20 protein-coding genes are annotated in these 17844 nt (G+C 41.2%); 14 read left to right on the top strand and 6 right to left on the bottom strand.

Going from position 1 to position 17844, the window contains the following annotated elements:
* Positions 1–2 precede the first annotated feature (2 nt).
* On the top strand, positions 3–494 hold the full coding sequence (locus M3180_RS20620) for an HNH endonuclease (protein ID WP_251671002.1): 492 nt from the start codon (positions 3–5) through the stop codon (positions 492–494).
* Here the strand turns inward: M3180_RS20620 and chrA are convergent.
* The 3 genes from chrA to chrS are packed head-to-tail and all read right to left on the bottom strand — an operon-like array spanning position 478 to position 2110.
* Entirely contained in the window at positions 478–1017 is a 540-nt protein-coding gene (chrA, locus tag M3180_RS20615) for a chromate efflux transporter ChrA (RefSeq protein ID WP_251671000.1), read from the bottom strand. The genes M3180_RS20620 and chrA overlap by 17 nt on opposite strands.
* On the bottom strand, positions 1017–1607 hold the full coding sequence (gene chrB / locus M3180_RS20610; RefSeq protein WP_340835382.1) for a chromate efflux transporter ChrB: 591 nt from the start codon (positions 1605–1607) through the stop codon (positions 1017–1019). Before chrB ends, chrA begins: the two co-directional genes overlap by 1 nt.
* Positions 1607–2110 carry a chromate efflux transcriptional regulator ChrS gene (gene chrS, locus M3180_RS20605; RefSeq protein WP_251670998.1) on the bottom strand — a complete coding sequence of 168 codons (504 nt, stop codon included), beginning with the start codon at positions 2108–2110 and terminating at the stop codon, positions 1607–1609. Before chrS ends, chrB begins: the two co-directional genes overlap by 1 nt.
* A gap of 196 nt (positions 2111–2306) precedes the next feature.
* On the opposite strand from chrS, the gene ggt reads away from it, so the two are divergent.
* The 3 genes from ggt to M3180_RS20590 all read left to right on the top strand — a co-directional run bounded on the left by ggt (position 2307) and on the right by M3180_RS20590 (position 6160).
* Entirely contained in the window at positions 2307–3887 is a 1581-nt protein-coding gene (gene ggt, locus M3180_RS20600; protein ID WP_251670996.1) for a gamma-glutamyltransferase, read from the top strand.
* Between the two features lie 155 nt (positions 3888–4042).
* The gene (locus tag M3180_RS20595; RefSeq protein ID WP_251670994.1) at positions 4043–5077 is read left to right on the top strand and encodes a ring-opening amidohydrolase; all 1035 of its coding nucleotides are present in this window, start codon (positions 4043–4045) and stop codon (positions 5075–5077) included.
* A 21-nt stretch (positions 5078–5098) separates the two neighbouring features.
* The gene (locus M3180_RS20590; protein ID WP_251670993.1) at positions 5099–6160 is read left to right on the top strand and encodes an amidohydrolase family protein; all 1062 of its coding nucleotides are present in this window, start codon (positions 5099–5101) and stop codon (positions 6158–6160) included.
* On the opposite strand, the gene M3180_RS20585 is transcribed toward M3180_RS20590, so the two are convergent.
* Entirely contained in the window at positions 6135–7832 is a 1698-nt protein-coding gene (locus tag M3180_RS20585) for a PucR family transcriptional regulator (RefSeq protein ID WP_251670991.1), read from the bottom strand. The genes M3180_RS20590 and M3180_RS20585 overlap by 26 nt on opposite strands.
* A 283-nt stretch (positions 7833–8115) precedes the next feature.
* Between M3180_RS20585 and M3180_RS20580 the strand changes: the two genes are divergently transcribed.
* From M3180_RS20580 to M3180_RS20555, 6 genes are read left to right on the top strand one after another with little or no spacing between them, the layout of a single operon-like run.
* Positions 8116–9204, top strand: a complete 1089-nt coding sequence (locus M3180_RS20580) for an ABC transporter substrate-binding protein (protein ID WP_251670989.1) — start codon at positions 8116–8118, stop codon at positions 9202–9204.
* A gap of 53 nt (positions 9205–9257) precedes the next feature.
* On the top strand, positions 9258–10025 hold the full coding sequence (locus M3180_RS20575; RefSeq protein ID WP_251670987.1) for an ABC transporter permease: 768 nt from the start codon (positions 9258–9260) through the stop codon (positions 10023–10025).
* Position 10026: 1 nt separating this feature from the next.
* Positions 10027–10824, top strand: a complete 798-nt coding sequence (locus tag M3180_RS20570; protein ID WP_251670985.1) for an ABC transporter ATP-binding protein — start codon at positions 10027–10029, stop codon at positions 10822–10824.
* A gap of 2 nt (positions 10825–10826) precedes the next feature.
* Positions 10827–11492 (top strand): cysteine hydrolase family protein, encoded by a 666-nt coding sequence (locus tag M3180_RS20565; RefSeq protein ID WP_251670983.1) that lies wholly within the window; start codon positions 10827–10829, stop codon positions 11490–11492.
* The gene (locus M3180_RS20560; protein WP_251670981.1) at positions 11482–12693 is read left to right on the top strand and encodes an amidase; all 1212 of its coding nucleotides are present in this window, start codon (positions 11482–11484) and stop codon (positions 12691–12693) included. The genes M3180_RS20565 and M3180_RS20560 overlap by 11 nt, the downstream gene beginning before the upstream one ends.
* Positions 12674–13543, top strand: a complete 870-nt coding sequence (locus M3180_RS20555; RefSeq protein WP_251670979.1) for a fumarylacetoacetate hydrolase family protein — start codon at positions 12674–12676, stop codon at positions 13541–13543. The genes M3180_RS20560 and M3180_RS20555 overlap by 20 nt, the downstream gene beginning before the upstream one ends.
* Before the next feature lie 156 nt (positions 13544–13699).
* Here M3180_RS20555 and M3180_RS20550 read toward each other — a convergent pair whose 3' ends face one another.
* Positions 13700–14320, bottom strand: coding sequence for a DUF2179 domain-containing protein (locus M3180_RS20550; protein WP_349774502.1), 621 nt, complete (start codon positions 14318–14320; stop codon positions 13700–13702).
* 215 nt (positions 14321–14535) lie between these two features.
* Between M3180_RS20550 and M3180_RS20545 the strand changes: the two genes are divergently transcribed.
* Positions 14536–14769, top strand: a complete 234-nt coding sequence (locus M3180_RS20545) for a DNA-binding protein (protein ID WP_251670977.1) — start codon at positions 14536–14538, stop codon at positions 14767–14769.
* Positions 14770–14851: 82 nt separating this feature from the next.
* On the opposite strand, the gene M3180_RS20540 is transcribed toward M3180_RS20545, so the two are convergent.
* Positions 14852–15088, bottom strand: a complete 237-nt coding sequence (locus M3180_RS20540; RefSeq protein WP_251670975.1) for a DUF6953 family protein — start codon at positions 15086–15088, stop codon at positions 14852–14854.
* A 237-nt stretch (positions 15089–15325) separates the two neighbouring features.
* Between M3180_RS20540 and M3180_RS20535 the strand changes: the two genes are divergently transcribed.
* The 3 genes from M3180_RS20535 to M3180_RS20525 all read left to right on the top strand — a co-directional run bounded on the left by M3180_RS20535 (position 15326) and on the right by M3180_RS20525 (position 17569).
* Positions 15326–16768, top strand: a complete 1443-nt coding sequence (locus tag M3180_RS20535) for a DEAD/DEAH box helicase (RefSeq protein ID WP_251670974.1) — start codon at positions 15326–15328, stop codon at positions 16766–16768.
* 148 nt (positions 16769–16916) lie between these two features.
* Positions 16917–17132: a cold-shock protein gene (locus M3180_RS20530; RefSeq protein ID WP_251670972.1), complete on the top strand. Its 216-nt coding sequence runs from the start codon at positions 16917–16919 to the stop codon at positions 17130–17132.
* Positions 17133–17368: 236 nt separating this feature from the next.
* Positions 17369–17569, top strand: coding sequence for a cold-shock protein (locus M3180_RS20525; RefSeq protein WP_251670971.1), 201 nt, complete (start codon positions 17369–17371; stop codon positions 17567–17569).
* Positions 17570–17844: the final 275 nt, after the last annotated feature.

Raw genomic sequence — 17844 nt, 5'->3', positions numbered from 1 at the left:
TTTTGTTATATATTAAAACTATAGGCTATAGTATGTCGACAGATGGAGTGAGCTCGATGAATGATAATCATCATGAGGAAACCATGATTACGGTACTGAATATGGATGGACAAAAATTAACACCATGCTTGCCTCATCGGGCTTGGCGGGAGGTTGATCGATCACGTGCTGTCTGGATTGATGAGGAAACCATCCAATTACTATATAATCCGTTCTTATTTCGAGATTATCGAAAAGCTGCGCTAAAACGGGATCATTACACCTGTTTATGGTGTGGACAACCTGCCACGACGGTGGACCACATTATCCCATCGAGTAAAGGAGGCTCGGATCTCCCGCATAATCTGCTAGCTTCATGCAGCGACTGCAATTCAAGGCGTGGGAACCGTTCTGCATTCGCCTATCTTGTAGAAAAAGTAACTTCTATTCCGAATCTACTCAAGCTCGGTTGGCGCATCCTTAGAGCTAAAAGAGTTTTTAGGATAAAAAGATAGCGCCGTATATAAATGCAAGGACTATGATGAAAGCAGGATGTATTTTAATTTTTTTGATTGTCATTAACGCAAGAGAAACCACTGCAATACCAACAAACTGAATAATACCAATATGATTCACAGACTCCGTAATATTATCCCAAGTTAGAACAAGCATTAATATAGCTATAACAGGCTGAACTAAAAGGGTCATCCCTTTTACTACAGTGGACTGGCGATAATGCTTCATAATATTGAGGAGGATGATAAGAGCAGTGGCTGAAGGGAAGACTGTAGCAAATATCGCGATAAATGCTCCAAACCAACCCGAGACATCGTACCCAACATAAGCAGCAATTTTAGTAGCGATTGGTCCTGGTAGTGCGTTGCCTAAAGCAAGCATATTCGCGAATTCCGCATTGTTAAGCCAGTCATAATTCGTTACAATCTCACGGTGCAAAAGAGGGATTGATGCAGGGCCGCCACCGTAGCCAAGTACATTAGCTACAAAAAAACCATATAATAGCTCCAGCCATTCTTTCATTAGCTATCAAGCCCCCTTTTACGTTTTTTCTTTGCTGCAATCTTACCAAGTAGGCTAAAATGAAATGCGCCATACAATAGAAAAATAACAATGACGATCGCTGGATGCAAATGTACCACATACAGTAAAATAAAGGCTAACAGCAATAATCCAAAGCCTAAAAGATAGCCAAGTCCCTTAATGGCCTTATTTCCAAATTCAAATGCCATAATAGCCAGCATAACACAGACAACGGGTACAACAGCTGCAATCATACCGGAAATAATAGACGATGAGCTAAAAACAGAAATAAATGAGAATAGCGCAATAATCGCGATGCAGGTCGGCAAGATATGACACGCGACAGCTAGTACTGCGCCTAGCGCTCCGCGTCTCTGGTAGCCGAGATACGCTGCTAGTTTAGTGGCAATCGGTCCAGGCAAGGTGTTAGCGATAGCGAGTACTTCAGCAAATTCACTGTCTTCCATCCAGCCGTAACGATCGACTGCCTCGTGTTTAAACAATGGGATTGTAGCGGGACCTCCCCCATAGCCAAGCAAGCCCGTTCTTAACATAGCAAGTGTCAGATTCCAATACTCTTTTTTGTCCACTATAGTCTCATCCCCATACGACTTTTATATCTTTTAATTAGTACCTGACAGTCCACGCTTTGAATACCCGGAAGAACATAGAGCTTCTCCTTCATAAATTGCTCCATCTCTTCATTACTCTTAAATAGCCCGTGCATGTGCAGCTTACTAGGACCTGTCATATGATACAGACTAGTCACCTCGGGTTCCTCTGCTAAAGTATCGGCGACAATAGCCAGGTAGTTCGGCTGAACCTCAACATTAAAAAATGCGGATACGGATATGCCTAATTTCTCCGGATTTAAAATGCATGAAAAGCGCTCGATGGTACCATTTTCGATTAATGTATTTATTCTTGTTTGCACCGCTACGCGTGATAGTCCTACTTCCTTTGCTAGATCTGTATAGGATGCCCTTCCATTTTCTCTTAATATGGATAAAAGCTGACGATCAATCTCGTCAAGTGCGAGTAATGGTGAGCTAGGTGTATGCACATGAATCCACTCCTTTTCTCTGAATGCCATAACTGAACAATTCTGAAAAATCAATCAAGACAATATGAAAGTTTATTCAGCAAATGTATTACCTTATGTAAGAATATATACTTAATAGCGAACATAATCAACAAAAATAAAAGAAAAAAATTACAAAATTTTTGTTGTGTAAATTTTAATGAGGTGATATGTTGAAAAAAGAAAGCATGTGATAGGAGGAGTGAGTATGAATCAATCGGTAATCGGTACAAGGGCAATGGTCGTTAGTCCACATTATTTGGCATCAGCAGCAGGACAAAATATTTTACTTCAAGGTGGTAACGCATATGATGCTGCTATTGCAGTTAGTGCATGTTTAGCCGTCGTCTATCCTCATATGACCGGTGTAGGTGGCGATTCGTTCTGGCTTATGTACAACAAACAGAGTGGTGAGGTCAAAGGCTACAATGGCAGCGGTCGTTCCGGTGGGAACGTGACCATGAATAGCTTTGTCGGTGAGGATAAGATCCCCACCAGAGGTATACGAAGTATCGTTACAGTGCCTGGCATGGTAGATAGCTGGGATGCCATCTTAAAGCAGTATGGGACGATGAGCTTAGCGAAAGTGCTTGAGCCTGCTATTGCCTATGCAAGTGAAGGCTTCCCACTTTCACGTAATCAGCATAAGAATACAGTTGATCAATTTGAGCTTTTACAAGCTACTCCTATTACATCAGACATTTATACACCGAATGGACAGGTGCCGAAGCAAGGATGTCGGTTTATACAAAAACAGCTTGCAGCTAGCTTGATCAAACTCGCAGAACAGGGTAGAGATTGCTTCTATAAGGGGGAGCTGGCGGAAGAAATCGTGTCGTTTATACAGGAGCAGGGTGGGCTTTTGAATCTTCAGGATTTTATGAGTCATAAAGGGGATTGGCTCACACCATTAAAGGGAGATTACCGAGGTTTTGATGTTTATCAGGTGCCTCCAAATTCGCAAGGCTTTGTAGGGATTATGGCATTAAATATAGTGGAGAATTTCAAGATGAGCGACATTACAGAGGGCTCCTTTGAGTATTATCATCTCCTTGTAGAGGCATTAAAGCTCAGTTTTCGGGATCGCAATCGGTACCTTACTGATCCTGATTTTACCTCTATCCCACTTGAAAAGCTGTTAAGTAAGCAGTATGCCAAAGAGCTAGCAAGCGAGATCACTTTTAGCTCTACTGTGTCTATGGATACACAATCGGTAGGCCATGATACTGCATACGCAGCTGTTGTTGATGATGAGGGTAATGCTGTTTCGTTTATTCAAAGTCTATATTTTGAGTTCGGTTCTGGCGTAGTAGCTGGGAATACGGGGATATTGCTTCAAAATCGAGGTTCGTTTTTTTCATTAGATCCTACACATGTTAATAGACTTGAGCCCAATAAACGCACCTTCCATACGTTAATGCCTGCCATGATTTTCAAGGAAGGAAGGCCCTATCTGCTATATGGAACACAAGGGGGAGAAGGACAGCCACAAACGCAAACGTTAATAGCGACTCGTATCCTTGATTACGGTCTGGACCCTCAAGCGGCTATTGATGCTGCTCGCTTTGTATGGGGGAGAACGTGGGGAGAAGAGTCCCAAGAGTTGAAGGTGGAGGACCGCTTTCCTGGTGAGATCGTCGCTAACTTAAATGACGTCGGACACTGTGTAAAGAAGGTTGCTGCCTACGATTCATACACTGGTCATGCCCATGCTATTCTCATTGATGATGAAGGCTTTAAGCATGGAGGCGTTGATCCTCGAAGCGATGGCATAGCCATAGGATGGTAGTGTGATTGCTGGGTATCCGCACTGTTCATCATTGATATTAATTTAAGTTCATGTTTGTGCAGTGCGCACATATTTTCAAAAAGTCATTACGATTACTATTAAATTAGTTAATCATAGTGGCTTTTTTATTTTAATTGTCGAGAGGAAGGATGAATATGAAATACGATGTTATAAAGCTGATGATGGATCATCCAGGTGATGTGAGTGAGCTGGCGGCACTGCTAAAAGCAGAAAAAATAAAAGCACAGCATATAAAAGGGATTATCGCGCAAACGGAAGGTGATGGCTACGCAAGAGGCTATGCGACATTGGCATTTCAATTATTGCTCTCGGAATATTTAGGGTGGACACATGAAGAGGTCTTTGACCGTATACCGATGATGATGATTGGAAAAACCGGAGGCTTAATGAGTCCGCACTATACGGTTTTTCTAAGAGATGATGATAGCCAGGAGTATGCAAGCAATGATGAAAAACGGTTTGTGTTTGGCGTTGCAACAAGCAGGGTGTTACTTCCAGAAGAAATAGGGACGGCTGTACAAGTCGATGTAGCAGCGGAAGCTGTACTTGAAGCGATCAAGGATGCAGGGATTACATCACTAGAGGATGTGCATTGTGTAGAGATTAAATGCCCATGGGGTGTAGGTGGGACGATGTCCAAGGCTGCTTCTGCATTGGGATCAGCTGTAGCGCTAGGAGAAGTAGAACGAGATCTTGTAACGGATTCAGCTATCAATGGTGATCATTCCTTGTACTCTGTTCGAACCTCAGTATCTGCTGGCGGCGAGCAGAAGGCGATTAGAGTTATTGTTATGGGTAATAAAGCGGGTGCCGATAGCTCGCTAGTTGTAGGCTCTGGCATGATGATCGACAGCTTCGATCTTCATGGATTATATGACCTATTAGAAGGCATGGGGATGAAGGTTGATCCATTGCTGTCAGAGGAGGATCAGCAAAGAATTATTCAAGTTTTTGTTAACGCAGGCGCGGATGCCTTACCTCATATTCGTGACCAAAGACATACGATGCATTCGGATGCCCTAAGTATGCACGCTGGAATATTAGCAAAGGCTGTTGCCAACGCGGTTGTAGGAAGTGTAGTGAATGATGCTTCAATACTATGCTCAGCTGGCTCAGAGCATCAAGGACCTAAGGGAGCTAATTTGTTAGCGCTAATTGCTAAAGCTTAATGAGGAAGGGGGCGAACGCCAGTGCAAACAATTGATCACACGTGGAAGATGAGTGGGTTTTCCAATGAACATGCTCATCTAGACAAAGGGATGCTAGTACCTGGAGTGAGCTATGAAGATGCTCCAGCTCCTATTAGAGGGGGATGGACTAGAGAGCATAAAGCGAAATTTACGAAAGCTGATATTTACTCACGTGCTGAGCAGGCACTATTAAATATGCTGGAGTATGGTACCTCCTATGTGCGCACGCATGTAGATGTTGATCCGCTTGTTGGGTTAAAAGGGATGGAAGCGATATTAGAGCTGAAGCAAAACTATAAAAATGATATCGTCATTGATATTACTGCTTTTAACCAGGAAGGCTTTGAACGCTTTTCAGAAACGGATCAGCTATTAGCCGAGGCTCTAAAGATGGGGCGAGTAGGTATAGGGGGACATACATTAACAGATAGTGACGGCGCTAAGCATATACAACACATTTTTGACATAGCCGAGCAGCATGATGCACCGTGGATAGAATTTCATACCGATGAAAGTGGTAGACCTGAGCATTTCCACTTGCCCAATATTGCACAAGAAACGAAGCAAAGAGGATGGAATGGCAAAGTGTATGCTATACATTGTAATTCGCTAGCTAATGTATCTGATGATCAAGCATTAGCAGCTATAGAGCAGGTTGTAGAAGCTGGCTTGCATGTTATCGTTTGTCCAACTGCAATTGCAACGAGAGCGATCACAAGAACGAAGGAGCTGCTAAAGTCTGGGGTAAGAATTACACTTGGAAGTGACAATATAGGGGACCTGTTTAATCCGCTTGGAAGCGGGAGTATGTTAAATTATGCACAGATGCTAACCTATATACAGCGCTTTTATGAGCCTAATGAAATGCAGGCTATCATTAATATGATTACGCAAAAGCCGGTGGATGTGTTATCAAGAGAGGCGTTTGAGCAGCTATCTAAACAGGTGATCTATGAGACGAATCGGATACATGAGCTTTTAGCTCATGTACCGAAGCCGCTAAGCGTAATGTCTCAAGCAGATAAGGAGAAGGATATTAATTCTGCTTCTCGCCCGTTATAAGAATTTGGTGAATAATGAGTGCAATTCGGAGCTTGATAAGATCGACAGGATCTTTAAGTGATATGTTAAGAATGGATTCACACTTATTGAGCTTATAGAAGACGGTGTTGCGATGTAAAAACAGCGCACTCGCCGTCTCTTTTACATTACAATTCATTTGTAGGTACGTATCTAATGTGAGCAATAAATCATGGGTTTCAGCTGTTTTTGGATAAGCAAGCTTTTGGAGCACCGTAACATAAAACTCACTTAATTTGTGATAGGGGAGCAAGCGGATCAGGTCGGGCACCTGTTGTACACGGTAAGAAACAACGAAAGGCTTATTACCGACATTCAAGCTTTGTGTTAATGCTGTCATTGCCTCCTGATAAGCACGGGGTATGCCTTCTAGCTGCTCGGTAGCGTTACTTATGCCGAAGCAGGTCGCCCAATTACTGTTACAGGCTGCTAATTGCTCCTGCAAGCGAGTTAGCTTTTCAATCCACTCTGCTTCCTTATCAATAGGGTGCTCTGAAGTGGTGCTATTAAAAATAATAATGAGACTATCATCTTTTATCGTAGATATTATGGTTGCCTTTTCTGGCTCCAAATACGTATCGATATCAATTTTTAACGCCTCGTAGTGACTTGAATTCATATGGCGAGATTGTTGTCCATGCAGGGCGTGAGACAGCAATTTGCAAGAAACAACCCAATAATATCCATAATTAACTAACCCGTATTTTTCACCTCGCTTTAATATTTCTTCACTTGATGTAAGGCGATTTTCAAAGAAGTCGCTAAAAAACTCATCTCTCAGCTTATTTGATCCTTCAAGTAAAGCCGCTTGCTTAATGCTTTCATAGGCCACGATTTGTGCAGCCTGCTCAAGTGGCATGAGGGAGGGCTCTATCGTAGAGTCGATATTTAAGATGATAAAATAACCTTTGAGAAGTCCAGAGGAATGAATAGGGTAAATGCCTAGCTTTTTATGCTGCTCATTTTGATAAAAGGTAAGCTGATTTTTGGTTGGAGGCTGGTTGATGATAAAGTGAACCCAGTCTTTTTCTGATGCTAAGGAGTCGATCCAAGGCTTTGCAGTTGCAGCACAGCCTAATATATCAAATCTTGTATTTACTACAATAACCGGATAATGAATAAAGCTTGTTAACGTTTGTGCGATATCAGACATGCTTGCTCCCCTCAAAAACAAGCGGGAAAATTTGTTGTGTATCGTTATCGTTCTTTCAAGCTCGACCTGCTTGGCGTTAAGAATAATGGCTAAAACCTGACTCATAATTTCCCCGATGGAATTGTCATTAGGTAACACAATAAGTGGAAGCTTTAAGCTGTTAGCCCTCATAATTAAGGGCTCGGGCAGGATAGGGAGATCGTGATCCGTGTGTGCTTTAATAATTAACCCCGCGGCTTGAGCAGAACTCATTTGATTAAGAAACTGTAGAAGGGCATGAATGTTTTCGTTAACAACGAGCTCAGTTGTTAAGACAAGTTGGTTTTTATTGAGCCAGCTTAAAATATTGGGTTTTTCATTTGCTAACGAATCTAGCTGTACCGGCAGCTTTACCATGACATTAACTGTATCAATACTTTTAGATAATCCATCATGTCCTCCAATTACCTTTGCATTCGAAAATACGGGAAGCTTTAAAGAATTCAATAGTGATAAACTCATGACAATCACCTCTAATGTAAGGATATATAACATTTAATTTGAATTTTATTCGCATACCTTCTCTAACCCTCAGCTATTATATAGACATTTTCTTCTCGCTTATGAGACCGAATCAAGGTGTTTTGTTTGTCTAGCTGGTATTTTCCTGCTCTATATTGTGCACCGCGCACATATAATTTATATGTTATATAATATATCATGTAATTAACTTAAGCAACTAAAAACAGATAACAATGTTAGGTTTGCTTACACAAACATAAAGGGATTTGGAGGAGGATTTACAATGAAAACTATACTAAAACCGATAATTTTACTTTTGCTATGTATGATGGTGGTTGCTGGCTGTGCATCCAATGGAAATAATGGTGCAGCATCGAATAGTTCCCAAGCTACCCCTGCATCGGTTACTGTAACGGATTCTCCACAAGAACAAGGTGATGATGTGACGAATATTGATTTGCCGCCTGCTGAAAAAAAGAAAATTACATTGCGCTTAAACTGGAAGTTCAAAGGTGAGTTCGCCCCTTTTTATGTTACTCGTGAATTAGGCATTTTTGAAAAGTATGGGATAGAAGTAGATATATTAGAAGGTTCTGGTTCAGTGCAGGTACTACAGGTTATTGCACAAAATAACGAGGACATTGGCGTCACATCTGCGGTCGAGCCATTGCAAGGGATTGAACAAGGAATGCCCGTTAAAATGATCGCAAACTATATGCCACGCTCGCCAATTATTATATTGTCCTATCCAGATAATCCAGTTCATTCACCTAAGGATCTTGAGGGTAAATCCATTGTTTCTTCCTCAGGCTCCACCTTTACAAGCATTTATGAAAAGTTTTTAGAGTTTAACGATACCGATCCCCACAATGTGGAGCACATTATGGTCGAAACTGGCGCAAGAAACACATTGTTCTTTAATAAAGAAGCAGATGCAGTCGCTGTATTCTCAACGAACGAATACCCATTGTTCGAAAAAAATCTAGGAGTCGAATTAGTACCTCTGTACTTATCCGACTATAACTTCGACATTGCGGGCCTGTCCTTAATTTCTAATGATAAGTTTCTCGAGCAAAATCCAAATACAATTAAACGCTTCTTGGCAGCGGTCAATGAAGGCTTTGCTTATACGCTAGAAAATCCAGAGGAAGCAGCAGCGATAGCTAAAGCCTTGTTCCCTGAAACTGTAGATGAGGAAATAGTCGTTGAACAAATTAATCGTACAGGTGAACTAGCATATCAGGAGGGTAAGCCATATGGCTGGATAGATGAGGACTCTATTAATGACATGGCCGATCGCTTATTAGAAAGTGATTTAATTAATACTAAATTACCGATGGAAAGCTATTTAACTAACGACTTTATGCCATAAATCCAATCCTTCAGTCTAGCTAGATAAGGAAGGATATCAAGGAGGTTACACCTATGTCTAATAAGATGGCACGTTCTTTATCAGTAGTCTTAACACTTTTGGGTTTAATTGCGCTATGGGAATTACTATGCTTTGTACTAGAGATACCTAAGTATTTGCTGCCGACCCCAACAGATATTTTGCAGCGCATCTTTGTAGATTGGGCAATGTTAGTACGACATAGTGGTGTGACATTGGTAGAAATTTTTGCTGGGTTTGGTTTGTCGATCGTTATCGGTATCCCCTTTGCCATTGTGGTCGTCTATTCCAAATACGCTTCGCAAGCATTTTTTCCAATATTAATTGGGCTGCAATGCATCCCCATGGTTTCTTTAGCACCATTACTCATCGTTTGGTTTGGATTTGGCATGTTATCTAAGGTGTTAATAGCCTTCTTGATCTCCTTCTTTCCGATATTAGTCAATACAATAGCTGGCTTAAAATCAATGGAAAAAGATATGTTCATGCTATCACAATCATTACGTGCGAATTCGATGCAGGTCTTTCTCTACTTTAGACTTCCAAAGGCACTACCAAGTATATTTGCAGGCTTTAAGGTGGGGATAACATTAGCGGTAGTCGGAGCTGTCGTTGCTGAATTTGTCTCATCTGAGCGAGGACTTGGTTATCTGCAGCTCGTCGCAAGTTCTAAGCTGGACGTTACTTTACAGTTTTGTGTCATTGTGGCTCTAGCCATTATAGGTCTTGGCTTATATAATCTGGTATCGATCTTAGAAAGAATGTCCATTCCATGGTACAAAGCATCAAGAGGAGGGGAATAATATGGCTGGAAAACATATTGTTATTCAAGATATGGAGAAGGTGTTCAAAACTAGAAGCGGTGATGTGCAGGCACTGACAAAGGTCAATTTAGACATAGAAGCCTCTAGCTTTATCTCCATAGTTGGTCCAAGTGGCTGCGGAAAGAGCACGCTTATGAATCTCCTTGCTGGCTTAGAGGCGCCTACAGGTGGAACGATAGTCATGGATGATAAAGTGGTTAAGGGCTCTGAAACTGGTAACGCTGTTGTGTTTCAAAAGGACGTACTATTAGAATGGCGTACAGTCATCGAAAACGTATTACTTCCACTTGAGCTTAAAAATATTACATGGTTCGATCGTAAAGACAAAAAAACAAATCGAGATATGGCTAAGGAATTGCTTCAAATGGTTGGATTGGAAGGGTTTGAAGATAAATATCCATTTGAAATGTCCGGAGGAATGCGCCAACGTGTTGCTATATGCCGCGGCTTGATTCAAAATCCGACATTGCTAATGATGGATGAGCCATTTGGAGCGTTAGATGCACTAACTCGCGAGCAAATGATGTATGATCTATTAAAAATTTACTCTAAATTCAAGTTTACCGTTATTTTCATTACACATAGCATTGAGGAAGCGGTGTTTTTATCCGATCGAGTCATTGTGATGTCACCTAGACCAGGCTCCGTATTAAAGGATATAAAAATTGAATTAGATCGCCCAAGAGGAATAAACTCGCGTAAAGACCAACGATTTATTCAATACGTTGATGAAATTCGTAGTGTGTTTCAATCACAGGGCGTGCTATCGGAGGTGTAAAGGTGCTTGAAACTAATGAATATACGTTGGAAACGGTCATGAAAAAATCTACTGCCCTACTCATTATTGATATGCAGAATGACTTTGTACATCATCGCGGTGTATTTTCTCAATCGGGCTTTGAGGTGGGGCAGTACCAAACGATTATACCGGTTATAAAAAAGCTTATCGAGCGAGCACGCCAAGCTAACATGCCTATTATATGGGTAGCGATGTCGCATAATGAGGCGAACAATAAAAACGATGCATGGATACAAAGAAGACAAGGAAAAAAGCATCCTCAAAGCTGCAGTACCGGGACGTGGGGGGCAGATATTATTGAGCAGTTTGAACCAATGGCTGAGGATACGATAGTGTGGAAGCATCGCTACAGTGCCTTTGTGGAAACGAATATGCATCAGCTGTTAACCGAAAAAGGAATCGAAAGCATTGTTGCCGTTGGTATTAATACGAATACGTGTGTAGAGTCAACGCTTCGTGATGCACATATGCTGGGCTACCATGTGGTGCTGCCTAAGGATGCGACAACCTGTGTTTATTTGGATGCCTATGAACCGAGTTTAAACAATATTGAGCGCCATTTTGGCCTAGTATGTACATCCGAGGAGCTTATACATGTGTGGTATGAAAAAGCTAACAGTGATGGAGGTGTGGAAGTTGAGAGATAAGTGGGGGGCATTTATAGACAATAACGTGAGCCTAGCACCTACTGGAAGTGGAAGGCTTAACGGCTTAACCTTTGCTGCTAAGGATGTTATCGCCGTTAAGAATCACAGCTCTGGAGCGGGAAACCCAGATTGGCTTCGAACACACCTTCCTTCCGCAAAGACTGCACCTAGTATTGAACGTTTATTAGCTGAAGGTGCTGAGCTGCTCGGGATGACTCATACGGATGAGCTGATGTATAGCTTAAACGGAGAAAATTATCATTACGGTACACCAATAAATCCAAAGGCACCACCATGTATACCAGGAGGCTCCTCAAGCGGCTCGGCCGTTGCTGTAGCAGCGAAGCTCGTTGATTTTGCACTTGGCACAGATACGGGGGGATCCGTACGAGTCCCTTCCTCCTATTGTGGGATATATGGTTTTAGACCAACTCACGGCATAATCTCTATGGAAGCTGTTATTCCTCTTGCAGCAAGCTTCGATACGTTAGGATGGATGGCAAGTGATAGTGATACGCTGCTAAAGGTTGGAGAGGTACTCATTGAACAGCAGTCAGATCAAGATCTAGCATATCATGCGATGTATACAAGCAAGGAGAGCTGGTCCTTAGTAGACGGTGACTGTGCCAATGTGTTAACCTCACATGTTAATCATATCGAACAAAGCCTGGGTCCAATGACAAGCACCGAGCTTGCTCAAGAAGGATTAACTGCATGGATGGATACGTTTCGTTATCTGCAGGGCTATGAGATATGGAAAGCGCATGGTCAATGGATTGAGCAATATAATCCCTTCTTCGGTCCAGGCATTTCCGATCGCTTTAAATGGGCAAGCACGATTAAGGAGTCTGATTGCGTGGCCGCATTGCAACTAAGAGAGCAGCTGCGTGAACGAGTTATCAATTTATTGGGCAATAATGGCTTGTTGATATTACCGACGACGCCAGGTACACCGCCACTGCTTCATCAATCAGGTTCGTTATTGGAGCAACGTCGCAGCTTTACGCTTCAGCTTAGTAGTATAGCAGGGCTAACTGGCTTACCTCAGGTGCATATTCCTTATAAAGCAGCTACATCCGCTCCATTTGGCATCTCAATTATCGCAGGACATGGTCAAGATCTACGCTTGCTCCGTTTTGTGAATCAGTATGCCGCACTACTATCTGGGGAGGAAAAATCTGATGAGGCTAGCCACGATTAAGTTAAATGGCATAGAGCAAGCTGCGGTCTTCCTAAAAACAGGTTTAATAACCATTAGTCAGCTAAACGCTGAGTTTAATAAAGAATGGAACACAAGTATTTATGGATTGCTTTTAGATGAACAATGGGAATTATTGAATCAATGGTTAACAGGGCTGACACATGGGCAGCTGGAGCGACTCAAGGTTATTTCGCTTAAAAATGTACAGTACGCTCCGCTATATCGTCATCCAAGCAAAATCTGTGGGATCGGCATGAACTACTGGAAGAAAGCAGAGGACTTAGCTGCTGTTCCACCAGATCAAGAACCTATCGTATTTTTCAAGCCAGATACAAGTTTAATCGGACATCAGGATACGATTATCATTCCTAACGATGTAGAGCATGTTACTGCTGAAGCTGAATTAGGAATCGTAATAGGTAAACATTGCAAAAATGTAGATGAACGCGAGGCGATGGACGCTGTTGCTGGGCTTGTTCCAACGCTTGACATGACCGCTCAGGATATTCATGCGAAAAACCCAAGGTTTCTAGGACGCTCGAAAGTCATGAATACATTTTTCAGCTTCGGTTCACAGCTTGTTACGCTTAATGAGATTGAAAATGTAGAGGAGCTTCATATTGAAACAAAGTTAAATGGTGAAGTTATACACCGTAATACAGTGTCAGAGATGATCTATAAGCTACCGTTTATCGTAGCTTATTTTTCCAAGATGATGACGCTAAAACCTGGTGATATCATAATGACAGGCACGCCAGGATCGGTTCATATACGTGCCGGAGATGTTGCTTCTTGCTACATTGATGGTATGGAGGAGTTAATTAACCCGGTTGGCCAAGAAGTTAGTTAAAACAAAAGCACCATCCTAGAGGATGGTGCTTTTGTTTTAGTAGGTCTGATAATTCATGCAGTTACTTTGACCTGTAACCATTGAGAGTAAGAGAAAAAAGTTGTAACAGCTAAGCTAGCGTCAACATCGTCATAGGTTATGTATCGCACCTACACGCTACTTGTCATCCTCAGTCTTAGCAATCGCTTCTTGAACGCTTTTTTCCGTGACGCCAGGGAGATTGTTCTCATGTACAACGAGATGGGTTTCTCCTAGCTTCTTGGCTTGTCGCTTCATTCCTTTAACCCAGAATCCACCGTGGAAATGTCTCGGCTCATGCGAAATAATGAATGCCTTTGAATCGAAGGCAATAATGGAATTGTACAGATCCCGTTGTTCTTTCCGCCGAGTTAGAATTTCCATCATCAACCTGGGACCGTCTCTGCCTTCGCCTAACCATGAAGTTACACCATAGCCTTCGTCTCGAAGCTTATTTGGAAGCGATTCGTCGTGACGATTCGTAATGACACTTACTGTAACATAGCCTAATGCTAATATTTCTTCGATTTTTGAGCCTAATAATACACCCAGCGCATATCCAACGGCATAGGCAATTAAATTTTGAATTTCATCGAGATTGTCTAGGACGAGGCCTAGGCCGACAACATAGATCGTCACCTCGATAGAGCTGAGTGCAGCTGCTAGAAATTTTTGACCTTTTAACGTCAGAATCATACGAATCGTGAAAAAGGACACGTATATGATATTTATCGTTAAAATGATTATGACCATCATCATAATGTACCACCTCCAAAGAAATCGATCTTGCTGATTGGTCAGTTATCTTAGTTTAACATAAAGTTGATGTGACCTCCCGCAAGCCATTGCTGGTGGGGGAGTTCTGCCTGGAACGGCCTTGTGAGGGGTTAATTGGTTTAACGTAATCATATTCGTGTGAAGCTATGATATAATGAAGTATTCCGATCGATTAGGAAGCAGAGAGGATATTCAATATGAAACCATTTAAAGACTGGAATCTAAAAGTGAAAGAGACGTTTAATGCAACGAGTAAACTAGAGGTATTAACCGTTACGGAGGCTGGAGAATTACTTGGTCTTTCCAAAGACCATATGAAGGTCTTCGTCGATAAAAATAATCTCACTAAAGTGTCAATTATGAGAAGTACCCATAGGTACCTGCTGCTGAAGTGTGAAATAGATGAGATTGTAGCCAATAGGAAGAAATAGAGTTGATGAAGATGAAGAACACCATCCGATTGTGGGTGGTGTTTGTCTTTGCTCCTACTACTATGGTTAACTTATATGCTGTCTATGTCCAAGCCCAGAAGAAGCCATCACGATCCCAAGCTATTCTTCCCTTATGAAGCTTCTTGTATATTTTCTTCACTTCTTTATCGATGGATGTATGCCCTAGATCATTCACATATAAATATTGAGCGCCGTAATGTTCCTTTATGTGAGAAACGACATCCTCTTGCTTGAGTATACCCTTTTCTTTTACTTCACTAAGCATCCATTGTGCAATTTCCTCAGCTTTTTCCTGCATGGTTTCACTTCCTACAATTATTATTTTCGTCTATAGCTTATCATATTTTTCTTCTCGAGGTTGGATCACGCTCGCAGTAGAATTTCTCAAAACAAAAAACAAATTAAGTTGGAACCGCTTAATCATAGTAAAGCACACTTATACTAGTCGGTACGGGGTATAATGGATAATAGCAGGCGTAGATTTTGAAGGTATTCAATGTGTAGGCAAGCGAATATACCGTAAAAGAGGTTAGTAATGAGCAAAAAGCAGTTTTCAGATTACAAATTAAGTGAAGAAATTGTTAAGGCTTTGAAAACTTTAGGATATGAAACACCGACAGAGGTTCAATCTAAAGTAATACCATACTCCTTAGAGCGAAAGGATCTTGTCGTAAAATCACAGACTGGAAGCGGAAAGACAGCGGCATACGGTATTCCCCTTTGTGAACTAGTGACTTGGAATGAAAATAAGCCTCAAGCATTAATTCTTACACCTACTCGTGAACTTGCATTACAGGTTAATGAGGACCTGATGAATATTGGACGCTTTAAGCGTATTAAATCGACAGCATTATATGGTAAAAGTCCATTTCATATTCAACGAGCAGAGCTAAAGCAAAGAACACATATGGTCGTGGGCACACCAGGACGTGTAATGGATCACATTGAACGAGGAACATTGTCACTCGAGCGTATTCAATATTTAGTTATTGATGAAGCAGATGAAATGCTTAATATGGGATTCATTGATCAAGTACAAGGAATTATCGAGAAATTGCCTAATGAGAGAGTAACGATGTTATTTTCAGCTACATTCCCAGAGGACGTTGCTAAGCTATCTCACCAATATATGAATGATCCGGTTGAAGTTGAGATTAAGGCAAGTGGAATAACAACTTCTACGATCGAACATGCAGCTATTAAGGTCAGTGAAGAAGACAAGCTTAAGCTATTGCAGAAAATGCTTATTGTTGAGAATCCAGAGAGCTGCATTATTTTTTGCCGTACTCAAGACCATGTAGAACAATTGTACAGAGAAATGTTTAGACTGAAATATCCAGTTGGTCGCATACATGGGGGAATGGAGCAAGAACAAAGATTTGAAGTCATGAAAGCTTATAGAGCTGGACAATTTCGTTATTTAGTAGCAACGGATGTAGCTGCTAGAGGAATCGATATCAGTAACATCACGCATGTCATTAACTACGATATACCCCTTGAGAAGGAAAGCTACGTTCATCGTACAGGGAGAACTGGACGTGCAGGTAAACAAGGTAAGGCCATTACTTTCGTAACGCCAAAAGACGGAAGAAGACTATCTGATATTGAAAATTATATTGGATTTGAAATTCCTATTATAAAAGCACCTTCAGAGGATTCTGTTAATCGTCACCAAGAAGAATTTCAAAATACCTTAAAAGCTGGTCCCGTATTAAAGAAGGATAAGCGTGAGCAACTGAATAAACAAATCATGAAGCTGAACTTCAACGCTGGAAAGAAAAAGAAGCTAAGAGCAGTAGATTTCGTTGGCACGATTGCGAAGCTCGAAGGGGTAACAGCTGATGATATTGGCATAATAACAATACTGGATAATGTCACTGATGTAGAAATTCTTAATGGAAAGGGGCCGCATGTATTAGAAATCATGAAAAATACAACGGTAAAAGGCAAGCTATTAAAGGTTCGTAGAGCTAAATAAGAGTTAGTTTTAACGAATAAGGGCATGCTGATTAATGACAAGGAAACTTTATTAAAAATTCACACATTATTGTAAACAATGAACATATGTATCATATAGTGTTGCTATTCGTTCATGGAAATAAAAATGGAATAGAAAGCAGGTAAACATGTATAACTCTAAGAGAAAACCAATCGAAGAAGTTCCAACTGCATTAACTGAAATATGGGTATGTTCGGATGAGAACTGTAAAGGGTGGATGAGAGATAATTTTACTTTTTCCGAAAGTCCTACATGCCCTCAATGTCATTCCGCAATGGTCAAAGATGAAAGAATTCTCGATGTTATCGAGAATAATAGCCCAGTTACTTCGAAAAAGCTGTAGTCTGGTTTAATCGCTAAGCATTAAATAAGGATAACAAAAGCAGAAATACACGATTATTCAATCCATGCATTGTGTTTTGTTTGCGGGAGTGTTATAATTACAATTATTGAATAGCGATCTAACGATTTGTACAGCGTAGAGGGTTATTGAGTAGCAATAGCCTTATGCAATGTACAAATTTTTTTATTCCTATAAAATAAAAATTTGGTAAAAGTGAAAAAAGGTGGTTTTTAATAATGGAAACAGGTACAGTTAAATGGTTTAATGGTGAAAAAGGCTTTGGTTTTATCGAGGTTGAAGGTGGAAACGACGTATTCGTACATTTCAGCGCTATCGTTGGTGACGGCTTCAAGTCTTTAGACGAAGGTCAACGCGTTGAATTTAATGTAGTTCAAGGCAACCGTGGTCCTCAAGCAGAAAACGTTGTAAAACTTTAATATAAGCTTTACGTTGCCCTGGACTTTTGTTCAGGGCAATTTTTATGTCCGAAATTAGTGAGAGTTATTACTTAACTCCACAGTTATTTCAGCGGTTTCAGCTTTTCTTAATTATCTCAAACACCATTCGCATGAGGATGGTGTTTTTGCAGTGTGCCCAGCATGGGCGCTATCTCTAGGGTTCAAGTCCCGAATGGTGAAGGCAGTAGTAGCCATAGCTTAAGGCAAGGGTGTCCATCGCGAGGTGGAATCTGAAGGAAGCCAGCGGCAAATCT

The sequence above is a fragment of the Paenibacillus camelliae genome (genome assembly GCF_023715345.1).
Classification (GTDB): Bacteria; Bacillota; Bacilli; order Paenibacillales; family Paenibacillaceae; genus Pristimantibacillus; species Pristimantibacillus camelliae.
This window is presented reverse-complemented; position numbering and strand designations above follow the sequence as displayed.